At 64.7% G+C, this 15,102-nt stretch carries 13 protein-coding genes; 8 read left to right on the top strand and 5 right to left on the bottom strand.

The features are described from left to right. Positions 1 to 4 precede the first annotated feature (4 nt). Positions 5 to 982, top strand: coding sequence for a 2-dehydropantoate 2-reductase (locus R2N11_RS09315; RefSeq protein WP_199028788.1), 978 nt, complete (start codon positions 5 to 7; stop codon positions 980 to 982). 18 nt (positions 983 to 1,000) lie between these two features. On the opposite strand, the gene R2N11_RS09310 is transcribed toward R2N11_RS09315, so the two are convergent. Together R2N11_RS09310 and R2N11_RS09305 are read right to left on the bottom strand one after the other, a co-directional pair. Beyond that, a complete protein-coding gene (locus R2N11_RS09310; RefSeq protein WP_199028786.1) occupies positions 1,001 to 1,843 on the bottom strand; it encodes a tetratricopeptide repeat protein in 843 nt (280 codons plus the stop codon). 23 nt (positions 1,844 to 1,866) lie between these two features. Continuing rightward, on the bottom strand, positions 1,867 to 3,945 hold the full coding sequence (locus R2N11_RS09305) for a bifunctional 2',3'-cyclic-nucleotide 2'-phosphodiesterase/3'-nucleotidase (RefSeq protein WP_316680882.1): 2,079 nt from the start codon (positions 3,943 to 3,945) through the stop codon (positions 1,867 to 1,869). A gap of 349 nt (positions 3,946 to 4,294) precedes the next feature. Between R2N11_RS09305 and minC the strand changes: the two genes are divergently transcribed. Genes minC through minE form a run of 3 tightly spaced genes read left to right on the top strand, consistent with a single transcriptional unit; the run spans position 4,295 to position 6,223 of the window. Further along, the gene (gene minC / locus R2N11_RS09300) at positions 4,295 to 5,089 is read left to right on the top strand and encodes a septum site-determining protein MinC (RefSeq protein ID WP_316680881.1); all 795 of its coding nucleotides are present in this window, start codon (positions 4,295 to 4,297) and stop codon (positions 5,087 to 5,089) included. A 46-nt stretch (positions 5,090 to 5,135) separates the two neighbouring features. Then, on the top strand, positions 5,136 to 5,954 hold the full coding sequence (gene minD, locus R2N11_RS09295) for a septum site-determining protein MinD (RefSeq protein ID WP_021197109.1): 819 nt from the start codon (positions 5,136 to 5,138) through the stop codon (positions 5,952 to 5,954). A gap of 14 nt (positions 5,955 to 5,968) precedes the next feature. Continuing rightward, positions 5,969 to 6,223 (top strand): cell division topological specificity factor MinE, encoded by a 255-nt coding sequence (minE, locus tag R2N11_RS09290; protein ID WP_004628536.1) that lies wholly within the window; start codon positions 5,969 to 5,971, stop codon positions 6,221 to 6,223. 9 nt (positions 6,224 to 6,232) lie between these two features. On the opposite strand, the gene R2N11_RS09285 is transcribed toward minE, so the two are convergent. Beyond that, the gene (locus R2N11_RS09285; protein ID WP_199028800.1) at positions 6,233 to 7,465 is read right to left on the bottom strand and encodes a citrate synthase family protein; all 1,233 of its coding nucleotides are present in this window, start codon (positions 7,463 to 7,465) and stop codon (positions 6,233 to 6,235) included. Between the two features lie 104 nt (positions 7,466 to 7,569). On the opposite strand from R2N11_RS09285, the gene R2N11_RS09280 reads away from it, so the two are divergent. The 3 genes from R2N11_RS09280 to ppk2 all read left to right on the top strand — a co-directional run bounded on the left by R2N11_RS09280 (position 7,570) and on the right by ppk2 (position 10,957). Continuing rightward, positions 7,570 to 9,000, top strand: coding sequence for a CoA transferase (locus R2N11_RS09280; protein WP_316680880.1), 1,431 nt, complete (start codon positions 7,570 to 7,572; stop codon positions 8,998 to 9,000). Between the two features lie 66 nt (positions 9,001 to 9,066). Next, positions 9,067 to 9,924: a 23S rRNA (adenine(2030)-N(6))-methyltransferase RlmJ gene (locus R2N11_RS09275; RefSeq protein ID WP_316680879.1), complete on the top strand. Its 858-nt coding sequence runs from the start codon at positions 9,067 to 9,069 to the stop codon at positions 9,922 to 9,924. A gap of 133 nt (positions 9,925 to 10,057) precedes the next feature. Then, positions 10,058 to 10,957, top strand: a complete 900-nt coding sequence (ppk2, locus tag R2N11_RS09270) for a polyphosphate kinase 2 (protein ID WP_199028776.1) — start codon at positions 10,058 to 10,060, stop codon at positions 10,955 to 10,957. 53 nt (positions 10,958 to 11,010) lie between these two features. Here ppk2 and R2N11_RS09265 read toward each other — a convergent pair whose 3' ends face one another. Both R2N11_RS09265 and R2N11_RS09260 read right to left on the bottom strand, forming a co-directional pair. Beyond that, positions 11,011 to 12,597: an inorganic phosphate transporter gene (locus R2N11_RS09265; RefSeq protein WP_316680878.1), complete on the bottom strand. Its 1,587-nt coding sequence runs from the start codon at positions 12,595 to 12,597 to the stop codon at positions 11,011 to 11,013. A gap of 139 nt (positions 12,598 to 12,736) precedes the next feature. Beyond that, positions 12,737 to 13,024, bottom strand: a complete 288-nt coding sequence (locus R2N11_RS09260) for an acylphosphatase (RefSeq protein ID WP_199028772.1) — start codon at positions 13,022 to 13,024, stop codon at positions 12,737 to 12,739. A 275-nt stretch (positions 13,025 to 13,299) separates the two neighbouring features. On the opposite strand from R2N11_RS09260, the gene R2N11_RS09255 reads away from it, so the two are divergent. After that, positions 13,300 to 15,075, top strand: coding sequence for an ABC transporter permease (locus R2N11_RS09255; RefSeq protein WP_199028770.1), 1,776 nt, complete (start codon positions 13,300 to 13,302; stop codon positions 15,073 to 15,075). Positions 15,076 to 15,102: the final 27 nt, after the last annotated feature.

Below are 15,102 nucleotides of genomic sequence, written 5' to 3'. Positions count from 1 at the left end.
GCACATGACACGCATCTGCATCGTGGGCGCCGGCGCTGTCGGCGGGTATCTGGGCGCGAAGCTCGCGCTGGCCGGCGAATCCATCAGCGTGCTGGCACGCGGTGCGACGCTGCATGCGTTGCAAACCGAAGGCCTGCGATTGACGGAAGACGGCAGCACACACACCGTCCGTGTTCATGCGAACAACGATGCGACTGCACTCGGCGTGCAGGATGTCGTGATCGTTGCCGTCAAGGCGCCTGCCATGGAAAGCGTCGCACGAACCATCACACCCCTCATCGGTCCGGACACCTGCGTGGTGGTGGCCATGAACGGCGTACCGTGGTGGTTCTTTGATCGGCCCGGTCCGCTGGAGGGCCAGCGCTTGCAGTCGGTCGATCCGCACGGCCGGATTGCTGAAGCGATTCCGACGAAGAACGTGCTCGGCTGCGTCGTGCATCTGACGTGTTCAACGTCGGCACCAGGCGAGGTGCGTCACGGGTTCGGCAAGCGATTGATTCTGGGTGAGCCCAAGGGTGGGTCGTCATCGCGGCTGGAAACGATCGGCACGCTGTTCGAACGCGCCAGCCTGCAGATCGAGCGCAGCGAAGCCATCCAGCGCGACATCTGGTTCAAGCTGTGGGGCAACATGACGATGAACCCGGTGTCGGTACTGACCGGTGCCACGTGCGATCGCATGCTCGATGATCCGCTGGTCTCGGCCTTTTGCCTGGCGGTGATGGAGGAAGCGAAGGCAATTGGTGCGCGCATCGGCTGCCCGATCGCACAAAGCGGCGAAGAGCGCAGCGCAGTGACACGTCAACTGGGTGCGTTCAAGACGTCGATGCTGCAGGATGCGGAAGCCGGACGCGGCCCGCTGGAGATTGACGCACTGGTGGCGTCGGTGCGCGAGATCGGTCAGCACGTGGGTGTGCCGACGCCGCAGATCGATGCCCTGCTGGGTCTGGTGCGCTTGCACGCCCAGACCCGCGGGCTTTACTGAGGCAACTGAACAGCTTCGTTACGGTGCCAGCGCTGGGTGCTTGAGCGCGTGCGCCGTTTCGATCCACTGCTGGTGATACGCGGCGTCATCGCGCTTGAGGCCAAGTTCGCCGTTTTGATACGCCATCGCCAAGGCTTGCACGGCCTCGGGCAATTCATGCTCGGCGGCGTCTTGATACAGCGCCAGCGCGCGGGCTTCATCGTGCGGTACGCCATCCCCATCACGGTAGGCATTGGCCAGCATGAACATCGCGGCAGGAATGCCGTGCTGCGCGGCGCGGTCGAACCAATGCGCTGCCTGCACCGTGTCGATGCCCGTGCCGTAGCCGCTGCGATACATCACACCGAGGTAGTAAGCGGCAGCGGCATCGCCCTTGTCTGCAGCCTGGCGCAGCAGATGCAGCGCGCGCGGGTAGTCGCGTGCCACACCACCTGTGCCCAGCAGCAATGCCTTGCCCAGCGAGAGCTGCGCATACACATCGCCGGGAACACCGCTGGTCGGTTGCGCGGCGGTTTCCAGCCAGCGCATCCCTTCGTTACGCAATGCGCCATCGTGCGCGCTGAGCAATGCATCACCCAGCGCCGATTGCGCCGGCACCGAACCACTGCGCGCCAACTGCCGCAACTGACGCAGTGCTTCGGGCTCCATCGCCTGCACGACCATCGCGCGCCACGATTCCAGTTGCGTGGCATCGACGGTGGGTGCCTGTCGTGTGTGCGACAGCCAGCCACCAATGGCCACGATGATGGCCAGCGCGGCACCCACCGTCAGCATCGGCACCGACTGGCGCTTTGACTGGCGCGACAACTCGGCGGCGGGCGTATGGGGCCACTCGGCCCATGCGGAACGAAGAGAAGGCATGGCCTATTCCTGTTGATGACGGCTTACTGTGTCAGATCGATCTGGTACACCGCCAGGCCCTTGTTGGTGCCGTCATCAGCCGCCACTTGCGTAACGTTGTTGATGCCGGCTGCCGTGGCGTCGGCAATGCGGCCAGGGGCGGACGAGAACTGCACCTGTGCCACCGACGTTGCCAGCTTCGTGAAGCGCCAGCTGCGTTGCGAGCCATTGGTTGCGCGCTTCACGCTGCCGATCTTCTTGATGTAGCTGATCAGCACATCGCGGTTGGCATCCGGCGAGGCGTAGATCGTCTTGCTGCCATCCAGGCCCGGGAAGTTGCCGCCGCCGCTCGCACGGTAGTTGTTGGTGGCCACGATGAACTGTGCGTTCGGATCGATCGCCACACCCTTGTACTGCAGGTTCTTGATGCGGCTGCCCACGGCTTGCGTGACGTCGATCTCATACGTCAGGTTCGGGTCGGTGAACATGTCGAAGTTGTAGCCCGGGAACGTGCTCACCAGCTTCTGCACCGTCGCCTTGGTCGGGTCGATGGTGTTGAAGCGCTTGGCGGCGGTTTCCAGCCAGTTCTTGATGTCGGAGCCCGCGACCTTCACGGCGTAGATCGTGTTCGGATACAGGTACAGGTCGGCTGCGTTGTTGATCGCCAGCGGGCCGGCTGCCACGTCGGTGAAATCCGTGCCGCCGCCAAAGCCGCTCTTGAACGGCGCGCTGACCGACAGCACCGGCAGCGTCGCATACTGCGGCAGGTTGGCCTGGACATAGTTCGACACGTAGTCCGCCTGTGCCTGGTTGACGATCTCGATTGCGCCCGGGTCACCCACATCGGCAAAGAACGTGCTCATGTGGAAGTCCGTGCTGCCCACCGGCGTCTTCACGTAGTTGATCGTTGCCTGGTGTTCGGTGGCGATCGCGGCGGAGACGGCCGGGTCGGCAGCCACGTAGGTCTTGTCGGCGTTCTGGATCGAGCGCGCTTCCACCGTGGTTTGCGTCTTGTCGACGACCCAGTTTGTGCCGTTATACGAAAGGCCAAGCTTGATCACGCCCAGGTGCTTGCCCCAGTAGTTGGCCATCACGGTCGGCACGCCGTTCACGGTGCCCTTGGCCTTGTCGACGCCCGGCAAGTTGAACTGGCTGACTGTGCTGTTGGCATCCGGGAAGAGCTGGTGCGAGTGGCCGATCAGCATCGCGTCGATGCCCGGCACGGTGGACAGCCACCAGCTACCGTTTTCCATCGTCGGCGAATAGGCCGAGTTGTCCAGCCCGCCATGCGAGATGGCAACCACCAGGTCGGCGCCCTTCGCGCGCATCTCGGGGATGTACTTGGCCGCCGTTTCTTTGATGCCGACGGTGTAGACCTTGCCATCGAGCCAGCGCTTGTCCCAAGCCGTGATGGTCGGTGGCGTGAAGCTGATGATGCCGACCTTGACCGGAGCGCTGACGGTGCTGCCGTCCGGCGCCGTGGCTGTCACCGTCTTGGTGATGATCGTGTACGGCTGGAACAGTGGCGCGTTGGTCTTCGCGCTCATCACGTTGGCCAGCACTTGCGGGAAGTTCGGGCCCGCGCATTTGGTTTGCGCAGACGGGTCCGGCATGCCGCTCACATTGAACGTATTGCCCGTGACTTGCGACAGGTACGGCAAGCCGTAGTTGAACTCGTGATTGCCGATGCCGCCGCCGTCGTACTTGGCCGCGTTCATCACCTTGTAGATCGCCAGCGTCTGGCTGCAGGTGACGGGGCTCACCATGGCCTGGTAGTCCGACAACGCGGTGCCCTGGATGGTGTCGCCGTTGTCTAGCAGCAATGTGTTCGGGAACTGGGTACGCGCCTGGCCGATGAGCGTCGACACGCGCTCGAAACCGAGCGAGCTGTCAGCGGCCAGCTTGAAGTAGTCGTACGACAGCACGTTGGTGTGCAGGTCGGTGGTTTCCAGCACGGCCAGCGTGGCCTTGGTGCCGGTGGGTGCGGCGGCTGCCGGCGTGGTGTTGCCACCATTGCCGGCGGTGTTGGTGGGGTTATCGTCACCGCCACCGCAGGCAGCCAATGACAGCGACAACAATGCAGCAAGCGGCAACGCCGCCGAGTACAACGGTCGGACTCGCATGAACTTCTCCCTGAAGGTTCTTTTTTGGTATGCGAACTGCGAACAGCAGACTACGAACTGCTTGAGGAACAGCTAGAGGCGCGTACGCGATCGTTTGCGTGGCAAACGAAACGCAAGCGAGAGAACAGATGACTGGGCCGGGGGGCTGGTCGGGCTCTCGAAGCCAGCGAGTATCGGAAGGGTGCGTGACGAAGCCGTGACCGGCCGGTGACATTTCTGCGTGAACCTTACGGGCGAAGATGCGCACCGGCTGAGGGTCTCCGCCGGATGGGGGATCGGCGGGGTCAAAAAATTCAAGGCGTTTCGTCAACAACGTTAGAATGAGCCCATTTTTCCGCGTAGCCGTTCTATGTCCCAGAAGAAAGCGCCGCTGTTCGAGATCCGCAGCGGCACCGTCGATGCCCTGCTGTTGTCGCCGCGCACCGCCGACATGGACGCCCTGGCCGCCGAGCTCACGCGACGCTTTGCCGACACGCCGGAGTTCTTCTCCAATGACGTGATCGCCATCGACGTGCGCCGCCTGGCTGAGGACGAGCGCCTGCCCATCGACCGTCTGGTGGAGACCCTCACCACGCTGCGTGCCCGCGCGATCGGTGTGGTGGCCAGCCCCGAGCAGGCCGAGTGGGCACAGGCGTTTGGCCTGCCGCTGCTCGACAGCCACGGGAGCCACGGCCGTCGCCCACGCGGCGAGAAAGAAGCAAAGGACGGTCAGGATGCGTCCGAGCATGCTCAGGCCGCAGAAGCGCCGTCGCCTGAGGCGGCGGTCCCCGCCTCTTCCGCTCCCCCCGTCGATGCCGTGGCCATGCAGCCCGGCACCATGATCATCGACCGCCCCCTGCGTTCGGGCCAGCGCATCTACGCGCGCGGCGACCTGGTTGTGCTCGACTTGGTGAGCGACGGCGCCGAGGTGATCGCCGAGGGCAACATCTACGTCTATGCCTCGCTACGCGGCCGCGCGCTTGCAGGCGTCAAGGGCAACCTGGATGCGCGTATCTTCTGCACGTGCCTGGAGCCCCAACTGATTTCCATCGCCGGCATCTACCGCACCGGCGAAACCCCGTGGCCAGAGCCCTACGCCAGCAAGCCTGCGCAGGTCCGGCTCACGGACAACACGCTGGTTTTCGAACCGTTGCGGATGAAATGACACGCTGCATGCGTGCCGAGCGATTTAACTTTTAGAGTTACGAGCCATGACCAAGATCATCGTTGTCACTTCCGGCAAGGGCGGCGTCGGCAAGACGACCACCAGCGCGGCGTTTTCCGCGGGCCTCGCGCTGCGCGGCCACAAGACCGCCGTCATCGACTTCGACGTCGGCCTGCGCAACCTCGACCTCATCATGGGTTGCGAGCGTCGCGTGGTGTATGACCTGATCAACGTGATCCACGGTGAGGCCAACCTGAACCAGGCCCTCATCAAGGACAAGAAGTGCGAGAACCTGTTCATCCTGCCCGCCTCGCAGACGCGCGACAAGGATGCGCTCACGCGTGACGGTGTCGAGAAGGTGATCGAAGGCCTGAAGGAAATGGGCTTCGAATACATCGTCTGCGACTCGCCCGCCGGTATCGAATCGGGCGCGCTGATGGCGATGTACTTTGCCGATGAAGCCATCGTCGTGACGAACCCGGAAGTCTCATCCGTGCGCGATTCGGACCGCATCCTGGGCATCCTGTCGTCCAAGTCGCGCCGTGCCGAGCAAAGCAAGGAGCCGATCAAGGAACACCTGCTGCTCACGCGCTACAACCCCAAGCGCGTGTCCGAAGGCGAGATGCTGTCGCTCTCCGACATCCAGGAAATCCTGCGCATCAAGCTGATCGGCGTGATTCCGGAATCGGAAGCCGTGCTGCAGGCGTCCAACCAGGGCCTGCCCGCCATCCACCTGGAAGGCACCGACGTGGCCAACGCGTACCACGACGTGATCGACCGCTTCCTGGGCAAGGAGAAGGAGCTGCGCTACGTCGAATACAACAAGCCGGGCTTCCTGCAACGCCTGTTCGGCGGCGGAAAATAAGGAGACGCAACCCCATGTCGATTCTGTCTTTCCTGCTGGGAGAAAAGAAGAAGACTGCAAGCGTCGCCAAGGAACGCCTGCAGATCATCCTCGCCCATGAACGCACCGCCAGCGGCGCGCCTGCCGACTACCTGCCCGCGCTGCAGCGCGAGCTGGTGGCCGTGATTTCGAAGTACGTGAAGATCGGCAACGACGACATCAAGGTCAACCTCGAGCGCCAGGACAACCTGGAAGTGCTGGAGGTGAAGATCGAGATTCCGCAGGCCTGATCGAACGTCTCAACGCACGCGAATGATGCGGCCAGCCGGTGCTTCCGGCGCGGCCGGCATCGGCCCTACATAGGCTGCGCGTGGGCGGATCAACTGCCCTGCTGCACGCTGCTCCAGCGCGTGCGCGATCCAGCCGGCTGTGCGCCCTGCCGCAAACAGGCCAAAGGCGGAACCCTCCGCCAGCCCCAGCACGCGTCGTGTGGCGACCAGCGCGAAATCCACCGATGGCCCATCGCCGGTCAGGTCGCTCACGGCGTCCATGACCGATTGCAGCCGCTTGCGTACCGCACCCGTCTTCGGCAAACGCGCCAGGATGGCATTCGCACGCGGATCGGCTTCGCGGTACAGCGGATGACCGAAGCCGGGCAACGTATCCCCACGATCGAGCCGGCGGCGCAGTGCCGTTGCCACGGACCGTTCGCCTTCCAGCTCGCTTAGCAGCGCTTCCACACGCGCCGTGGTGCCGCCGTGCCGGCCACCGGTGAGTGCAGCCAACCCAGCGCTGACCACGGCACCAAGACTCGCCCCCGTTGATGCCACCACACGTGCGGCAAAGCTCGATGCGTTGAGTTCGTGGTCGGCACACAGCACCAGCGTGACACGAATGGCCTCCGCGGCCTGTGCATCCAAGCCCCACGCGTGCTGGCATTGCAAATGCACGGGCGCAGCATCGGGCGCGCGGCCCAGCATGGCGGCAAACACCAGGCGCAGCAGTGCACCGGCATCACGCGCAGTGCGTACGATGTCCTGACGCCACGCGGCTTCGTCCAACGCCGGCAGGGCAAGCGCGCACAACGCCATGCAGCGCTGACGGATGTCTGCATCTGCCAAGGAGGCCAGCGCGGCGTACCAGCTCTCGGGCAGCACCGGCGCCGGTGCACTGAAGGCCGCAGCCTCATCGCATTGCCAGAGCCGCGCGGCAACGGCTTCCAGCGAAGCGTGTTCCGCCAGCTCCAATGCAGGCGTGCCGCGATAGAACAGCCGCCCGTTGTCGATGAGCGTGATGGCCGATTCCATCACCGGCAGCCCCCAGTCCAGCGCGTGGCGCACCACCTGGCGTGGGCGGCGACCACCCGCACGCTGATCAGCGAGGCGGGTCACATCGGCTTCGCGATAACGGCTGCCGCGTCCGTCGGGCGATGGGTAGGCCGCCAGCAGCCCGCGGCTCACGTAGGCGTACAGTGTTGGGCGCGAGATGTTCAGGCGTTGCGCAGCTTCAGCAGCATCGAGGTACTGGGTCATCGCAAGCGTGGTCGGGCGATCGAGGTTGATCAGTCTAGTCAATGTTGACGCTATTGCCACCGCAGGACTGTAATGCGTGCACCCTCTTTCTGCGGAGTCTTGTCATGTCGTCACTTGTTGCTGATGCGGTTGATCCTTCCATGCAGACCCTCACCTCGACTGAAGCCCTCGCCCAACTGTGGGACACGCTCGGCCAGCCTGCCGATGCGCTGTCGCGCGTGACGTTGACGGGCGCCGCTGCGCTGCCCTCATCCTTCTCGGTGAACACGCTGGCGCAGAGCGTTATCGCCGCCTCGGCGTTGGCGGCCGCGCAGGTTGATACCCTGCGCACCGGGCGCAAGCAGACGGTGTCGGTGGACATGCGCCACGCCGCGCTGGAATTCCGCTCCGAGCGCTACTTCCGCGTCGACGGCCAACTGCCGCCCGAACCGTGGGACAAGATCGCCGGCATCTACCGCTGCGGCGATGGTCGCTGGGTACGCTTGCATACCAACTTTCCGCATCACCGTGATGGCGTGCTCAAGCTGCTCGGCTGCGCGTATGACCGCGATGCCGTGGCGGCAGCGCTGCGCCAGTGGAAGGCCGAAGCGTTTGAGGACGCCGCCGCACGGGCCGGCATGGTGGTTGCTGCCGCACGCACGTTTGACGAGTGGGATCGCCACCCGCAAGGCATGGCCTTGGCCGGCCAGCCGCTGATGACCATCGAACGGATCGGCGATGCCCCGCCTGAACCGCTGGCCGCGCACGCCGATGGGCGGCCGTTGTCTGGCGTGCGCGTGCTGGATGTCACACGCGTGATTGCCGGCCCGGTGAGCGGCCGTACGTTGGCGGCACATGGGGCGGACGTCTTGCTCATTACTGCGCCGCACCTGCCTGCGATTCCTTCGCTGGTGGTCGACACCGGGCGCGGCAAGCGCTCCGCGCAACTGGACTTGCGCGATGCTGCCGATGTCGCGCAATTACGCACCTTGCTGCGTGATGCCGACATCTTCGTACAAGGCTATCGGCCAGGCGGCGTGGCTGCGCTCGGCTTCAGTCCGGAGCAAGCGGCCGCGGCACGCCCCGGCATCGTCTATGTGAGCCTGTGTGCGTACGGCTATGAAGGGCTGTGGGCGAATCGCCGTGGTTTCGATTCATTGGTGCAGACCGCCAGCGGCTTCAACTGGGCCGAAGCGGAAGCGGCCGGGCAGGACAAGCCGTACCCGCTGCCCGCCCAGGCGCTGGACCACGGTGCGGGCTACCTGATGGCCGCGGGTGCCATGACGGCACTCGCACGCCGCATGACCGAAGGCGGCAGCTGGCACGTGCGCGTGTCGCTCGCGCAGACGGGGCACTGGTTGCGCAGCCTCGGTCGCGTGGCGAATGGCTTTGACGTGGCGGACCCGCACTATGAAGACGTCGGCGCCTATCTGGAGACCACGCCGTCCGGCTTCGGCACGCTCACGGCCATGCGTCACGCTGGGCAGCTTTCCGACACGCCGCCGCACTGGGCGCTGCCTGCCGTGCCGCTGGGGACACACCCCGCGCGGTGGTAGCATTCGCGCCTTATCCCTGTTTCTGCCGCCCGTGCGCCTGGGCCTTCAAGCGCACTTGGCCTGTCCATGCTCAGTTATCGCCACGCCTTTCACGCCGGCAACCATGCCGATGTCCTCAAGCACGCGGTCGTGACGCAGTTGCTCGACTACCTGACGCAGAAGGACAAGCCGTTCTGGTACATCGACACGCACTCGGGCGCCGGCCTCTATGCGCTGGACCACGAGTGGGCACAGAAGAAGGCCGAGTTCGACACCGGCATCGGCCCGCTGTGGCGCGCCGCCGCCGCGGGTGAATCGATGCCCCCGCTGCTCGACGCCTATCTCGACCAGGTGCGCGAGCTGAACCCGAAAGGCGACCTCAAGCACTACCCCGGATCGCCGTGGCTGGCGTGGCAGATGCTGCGCGACGCCGATCGCCTGCGCCTGTTCGAGCTGCACAGCACCGAGATCAAGGTGCTGTCCAACAACTTTCGCGGTGCCGGCCGCCGGGTCATGCTGTATGACGGCGACGGCTTTGCCGGCATCAAGGCGATCCTGCCCCCGCCGCCGCGCCGCGCGGTGGTGCTGATCGACCCCTCGTTTGAAGACAAGCGGGACTACGCGCGCACCGTGCAGGCCCTGCAGGACAGTCTGCAGCGCTTTGCCACCGGCATGTATGCGGTGTGGTATCCGCAGGTGCAACGGCGTGAATCGGTGCAACTGCCGGCACAGTTGAAGCGGCTGGGAGCAAGCGACTGGCTGCACGTGACCTTGACGGTCAAGCAGCCGGTGGCTGGCGGCCTGGGCCTGCACGGCAGCGGCATGTTCATCGTCAACCCGCCGTGGACGCTCAAGGTGCAGCTGGAAGAGGCCATGCCCACGCTGGTCCGCCTACTCGGCCAGGACAGTGCCGCCAAGTTCACGCTTGAAGCCCAGACAAGCTAAGCCTGCTGGTGCCCCGCCGCCCCATGTCACTGCCATGCCACATGGGCGTGCTACCTACTCGGGCGTATGCTTGAACATGCGTCGCCCCCGGGGCGGCGTGCCCCATTCAGTAGGACGGCAGGAGCAGAACATCATGAGCGAACGCGACGCGGCGCGACAGGCGCGGCTGCAGGAAGACCTCCTCGACACCCTGGACGAGGAGCTGGAAATGGAAATCGACGACCACCTGCTCGGCGGGGAGGGCATCAGCGAAGAGTCTCGCGAGACCCGACGCATGTACTTCCGCGAGCTGTTCCGCCTGCAGGGCGAGCTGGTCAAATTACAGGATTGGGTGATCGAGACCGGCCACCGGTTGGTGGTGATCTTTGAAGGGCGCGACGCCGCCGGCAAGGGTGGCGCCATCAAGCGCATCACCCAGCGGCTGAACCCGCGCGTGTGCCGCGTGGCCGCCCTGCCCGCCCCCACCAATCGTGAACGCACGCAGTGGTACTTCCAGCGCTATGTGGCGCACCTGCCCGCTGCCGGCGAGATCGTCCTGTTCGACCGCAGCTGGTACAACCGTGCCGGTGTTGAGCGCGTGATGGGCTTCTGCACCGATGATGAATACGAGGAGTTCTTCCGCTCGGTGCCCGAGTTCGAGAAGATGCTCGTGCGCTCCGGCATCCAGATCGTCAAGTACTGGTTTTCGGTGACGGACGAAGAGCAGGAAGTGCGATTCCAGAGCCGTATCGACGATCCGCTCAAGCAGTGGAAGCTCAGCCCCATGGACCTGGAAAGCCGCCGCCGCTGGGAAGACTACACACGCACCAAGGAAGCGATGCTGGAGCGCTCGCACATTCCCGAATCGCCGTGGTGGGTGGTGCTGGCCGATGACAAGAAGCGCGCGCGCCTGAACTGTATCGACCACCTGCTCGGCCAGGTGCCGTATCACCCGGTGCCGCACCCGCCGGTGGTGCTGCCCGAACGTGTGCACCACGCGGAATACATCCGCCACCCGGTGCCCGACGAGATGATCGTCCCGAACGTCTACTGATCTGCTGAGGCACCGGTACCAGCAGCAACGCCAGCGCGCTGTGCGGGTTTCGTTCAGAACACCGCCTTGAACACCCAGTACAGCGCGCCGGCCAGCACGATCGACGCTGGCAGCGTCAGCACCCATGCCAGCAGCAGGCTGCGCACCGTATTCCACTGCAGCCCCGATCCGTTGGCAGCCATGGTGCCCGCCACGCCCGACGACAGCACATGCGTGGTCGACACCGGCAGGCCATACGCATCGGCCGCGCCAATCGTGGCCATCGCCACCAACTCGGCCGAGGCGCCCTGCCCGTACGTCAGGTGCTGCTTGCCGATCTTCTCGCCCACCGTCACCACGATGCGCTTCCAGCCCACCATCGTGCCCAGGCCCAGCGCAATCGCCACCGCCACCTTCACCCACGTGGGGATGAACTTGGTGGCGTGGTCGAGCTGCTGCTTGTAGTTGTCGATGATGGCCTGATCATCCTTGCTGATGGCGGGTTGGCCGTTCTTCTTGAGCAGGCGGATGGTCTCGGAGACCAAGTACATGTTGTTGCGCACGTTATCCACCTCGTTTTGCGGCACGGTGGCCATCGAGCCCGTCTGGCCGACCTGTACGGCAATGGTGTCCGTCAGTGCCTGCACGGCGGGCAGCGTGGCCGGCGTGAGCGTGCGCGACTGCACGTAGGTCTGCACATCCGCACGCGGGTTGGCCGAAGGCGCCACTCCGTTGGCGTACCTGCCGAAGGCGGCCGACGCCTGGTGCGACACCGCCAGGAAGGTTTGCGTCTCGGCCGGCGTGACGGCGCGGTTGAGCGCGTAGACGGTGGGCACCGTGCCGATCAGGATCAGCATGATCAGGCCCATGCCTTTCTGCCCGTCGTTGGAGCCGTGCGCGAACGACACGCCCGTGCAGGTGAGGATGAGCAACGCGCGAATCCAGAACGGCGGGGGCTGGTTGCCCTCGGGTTCGGCATAGAGCGCCGGCACGCGCACCAATGCCTTGAGCACCAGCAGAAGCAGCGCCGCCAGCAGAAAGCCGATGATGGGCGAGAACAGCAGCGACTTGCCCACCCCCAGCGCCTGGCTCCAATCCACCCCGCTGGTGCCGTTGGCGCCGCGCAGGAGCTGGTTCATCAGCCCCACGCCGATGATCGAGCCGATGAGCGTATGCGAACTGGACGACGGCAGCCCCAGGTACCACGTCGCCAGGTTCCAGATGATGGCCGCGATCAGCAGCGCAAACACCATCGCAAAGCCCGAGTGGCTGCCCACCTGCAGGATCAGCTCCACCGGCAGCAGTTGCAGGATGCCGAAGGCGACTGCGCCACTGGAGGTCAGCACCCCCGCAAAATTCCACAGGCCCGACCACACCACCGCCAGATGCGGCGACAGCGAATGCGTGTAGATGACCGTGGCCACTGCATTGGCCGTGTCGTGGAAACCGTTGACGAACTCAAAGCCCAGCGCGATGACCAGTGCAATGCCAAGCAGGACAAACGGAAACACCGAACTGGAGGCCACGCTTTCCAGGTCGGACACCAGGTGGCTGATCACGTAGGCGGCACCGGCCGCCAGGATCAGCAGAAACAGCGCAATGCCGGCATTGCGAAAGCGCGCGGGCACAGCGCCGGGTTGCACGGAAAGGGGATGCGACATGGGGGGCACCAAGGCGGGGGCTGGGGGAGTGGTCGATTCTAGGAGCCGCTCTGGGCCCGTAGGTGACGGTTTCGTGTCGCGTTTGTTTCCGTTTATTGCCCATGTAGGGACTGGCGCGGCAAGGACCTAGCGGTATGGTCTACACCGTCGGCCGGATCTCGAACCCGGATACCGATACCTCGGCCGTGCCCGGAGCCACATCCAACTGGGTGACCAGGGCGCTGTCGGGGCCCTCCCACATCCATTCCTGCATGCGCAGCACATGGGTTTCGGGGCCGGCCAGGAAAGCCTCGACCGCCCCATCACGACGGTTGCGCACCCAGCCGCGCAGGCCCAGCGCCCGGGCCATGTCGGCACAGGCAGCCCGATAGCCCACACCCTGCACACGGCCCTGTACGGTAATGATCACTTGCGCGATGGCGGACATGGAGCGGCTCCAGGGCAGGCGGCGGGCAATATGTTGGAAGAAAGATGACAAACCAACGTTGTCGCATCTCTGTCACATTTCTGGAATGTGACGTAGGCAGACTGACAACCGCACGGCGAGATCCGGCGTTACGCAAGGTAAACTAGGCGGCTTGCCGCCGGGTGCCAAGCGCCGCGCCCTGCCACCCACGCCACGTATCGCGCCTTGGTCCAGACATCGGGCCACACGACTTTCGTCAGCGCGATTTGTCCAGCGATTTGTCCCGGTCATTCAAGATGCAGCAAAACGACAACGAAACCACCGTCCGGGGCCCCTTCGGTGCCAACTTTGGCGTCAACTTCGGCAACCTGCTGACGGCGCCGCCCAACCGCTTTGACCTGGCACTGCTGCCCATCATCCTGGCGGCCATCGTGCTGGTGGCCTTTGCCGCCAAGCAGATGAACGTGCCGTACACGCCGGGTGAGACGCAGCTGGACGTGAGCCTCGATGTGGTCGAGCTGCCCTACTACCTGTTGCGCACCAGCATCCGCATGCTGCTGGCACTCGGTGCGTCGCTGGCGTTCTCATTTGCGTTTGCGGCCATTGCCTCCAAGAACCGCACGGCCGAGAAGGTCATGGTGCCGGCGCTGGACATCCTGCAATCGATTCCGGTGCTGGGCTTCCTGTCGATTACCGTCACGGGCTTCATTGCGCTGTTCCCGGGCAACCTGGTGGGCGTGGAATGCGCGGCCATCTTCGCCATCTTCACGTCGCAGGCGTGGAACATGGCGTTCTCTTTGTACCAATCGTTCCGCACCATCCCGACCGACCTGGAAGAGGCGGCCACGGTGTTCCGCCTGTCCAAGTGGCAGCGCTTCTGGCGCCTGGAGGTGCCGTTTGCCATGCCGGGCCTGCTGTGGAACATGATGATGTCGATGTCGGGCGGCTGGTTCTTCGTGGTGGCATCGGAGGCCATCTCGGTATCGGGCCACGACATCAAGCTGCCGGGCATCGGTTCGTACATCTCGCTGGCGATCCAGCAGCAGAACCTGCCGGCCATCGGCTGGGCGATTCTCGCCATGCTGATCGGCATTCTGCTGTACGACCAGTTGCTGTTCCGCCCGCTGATTGCCTGGGCAGATCGCTTCCGCTTCGATGCGATGTCCTCCGAGCGCGAGCCGCAATCGTGGCTGCTTGACCTGCTGCGCCGCTCCGAATGGGTCAAGGCGCTGCTCGAGCGCACCGCCGCGCTGGCCGAGCGCACGCTCTCCTGGGGCGCTGAGCGCACCCGCCCGACGGCCGTCAACAGCGACAGCGCCTTCGCGCGTTTCCCGTGGTGGAACCGCGTGGCCGACGTGATCATCATCCTGGCCGCGTTGGCCGCCGTCGTGCACATCCTGCAGTTCGTGCGCTCTGAGGTGGGCTGGGCAGAAGTGGGCCACGTGCTGTGGCTCGGTTTCCTGACCATGACGCGCGTGATCGTGCTGATTGCGCTGGCTGCGCTGATCTGGGTGCCGATCGGCATCCGCATTGGCCTGAACCCGAACGTGGCGCGTATCGCGCAGCCGGTGGCGCAGTTTCTGGCGGCCTTCCCGGCCAACCTGATGTTCCCGCTGGCGGTGATGCTCATCGCGCGCTTTTCGCTCAACCCCGAGATCTGGTTGAGCCCGCTGATGATTTTTGGCACGCAGTGGTACATCCTGTTCAACGTGATTGCCGGTGCGACGGGCATCCCGACCGAGTTGAAACTGGCCGCGCGCAACTTTGGCCTGCGCGGCTGGCTGATGTGGAAGCGCTTCCTGATCCCGGCCGTGTTCCCCAACCTGCTCACGGGCCTGGTGACGGCTGCCGGCGGTTCGTGGAACGCCAGCATCGTCTCCGAATACGTCACGTGGGGCGACCGCACGCTGGTCGCTACGGGCCTGGGCAGCTACATCGCCGAGATGACATCGAAGGGGGATTTCCCGCGCATTGCACTGGGCATTGTGGTGATGAGCCTGTTCGTGGTCGGCTTCAACCGGCTGCTGTGGAACCGCCTGTACGACATCGCGCAAGAGCGCACCCGCCTGTAAACCGACGCGCTTGTCATCCGAATACCT

Source organism: Ralstonia flaminis (assembly GCF_958415495.1).
GTDB classification, from domain to species: Bacteria; Pseudomonadota; Gammaproteobacteria; order Burkholderiales; family Burkholderiaceae; genus Ralstonia; species Ralstonia flaminis.
This window is presented reverse-complemented; position numbering and strand designations above follow the sequence as displayed.

Coding starts and splice junctions, on each gene's coding strand:
- R2N11_RS09275 (WP_316680879.1), top strand. CDS start 9,067: ATGCTCAGTTATCGCCACGCCTTTCACGCCGGCAACCATGCCGATGTC.
- R2N11_RS09315 (WP_199028788.1), top strand. CDS start 5: ATGACACGCATCTGCATCGTGGGCGCCGGCGCTGTCGGCGGGTATCTG.
- R2N11_RS09310 (WP_199028786.1), bottom strand. CDS start 1,843: ATGCCTTCTCTTCGTTCCGCATGGGCCGAGTGGCCCCATACGCCCGCC.
- R2N11_RS09305 (WP_316680882.1), bottom strand. CDS start 3,945: ATGCGAGTCCGACCGTTGTACTCGGCGGCGTTGCCGCTTGCTGCATTG.
- R2N11_RS09255 (WP_199028770.1), top strand. CDS start 13,300: ATGCAGCAAAACGACAACGAAACCACCGTCCGGGGCCCCTTCGGTGCC.
- R2N11_RS09265 (WP_316680878.1), bottom strand. CDS start 12,597: ATGTCGCATCCCCTTTCCGTGCAACCCGGCGCTGTGCCCGCGCGCTTT.
- R2N11_RS09260 (WP_199028772.1), bottom strand. CDS start 13,024: ATGTCCGCCATCGCGCAAGTGATCATTACCGTACAGGGCCGTGTGCAG.
- R2N11_RS09280 (WP_316680880.1), top strand. CDS start 7,570: ATGTCGTCACTTGTTGCTGATGCGGTTGATCCTTCCATGCAGACCCTC.
- minD (WP_021197109.1), top strand. CDS start 5,136: ATGACCAAGATCATCGTTGTCACTTCCGGCAAGGGCGGCGTCGGCAAG.
- minE (WP_004628536.1), top strand. CDS start 5,969: ATGTCGATTCTGTCTTTCCTGCTGGGAGAAAAGAAGAAGACTGCAAGC.
- ppk2 (WP_199028776.1), top strand. CDS start 10,058: ATGAGCGAACGCGACGCGGCGCGACAGGCGCGGCTGCAGGAAGACCTC.
- minC (WP_316680881.1), top strand. CDS start 4,295: ATGTCCCAGAAGAAAGCGCCGCTGTTCGAGATCCGCAGCGGCACCGTC.
- R2N11_RS09285 (WP_199028800.1), bottom strand. CDS start 7,465: ATGACCCAGTACCTCGATGCTGCTGAAGCTGCGCAACGCCTGAACATC.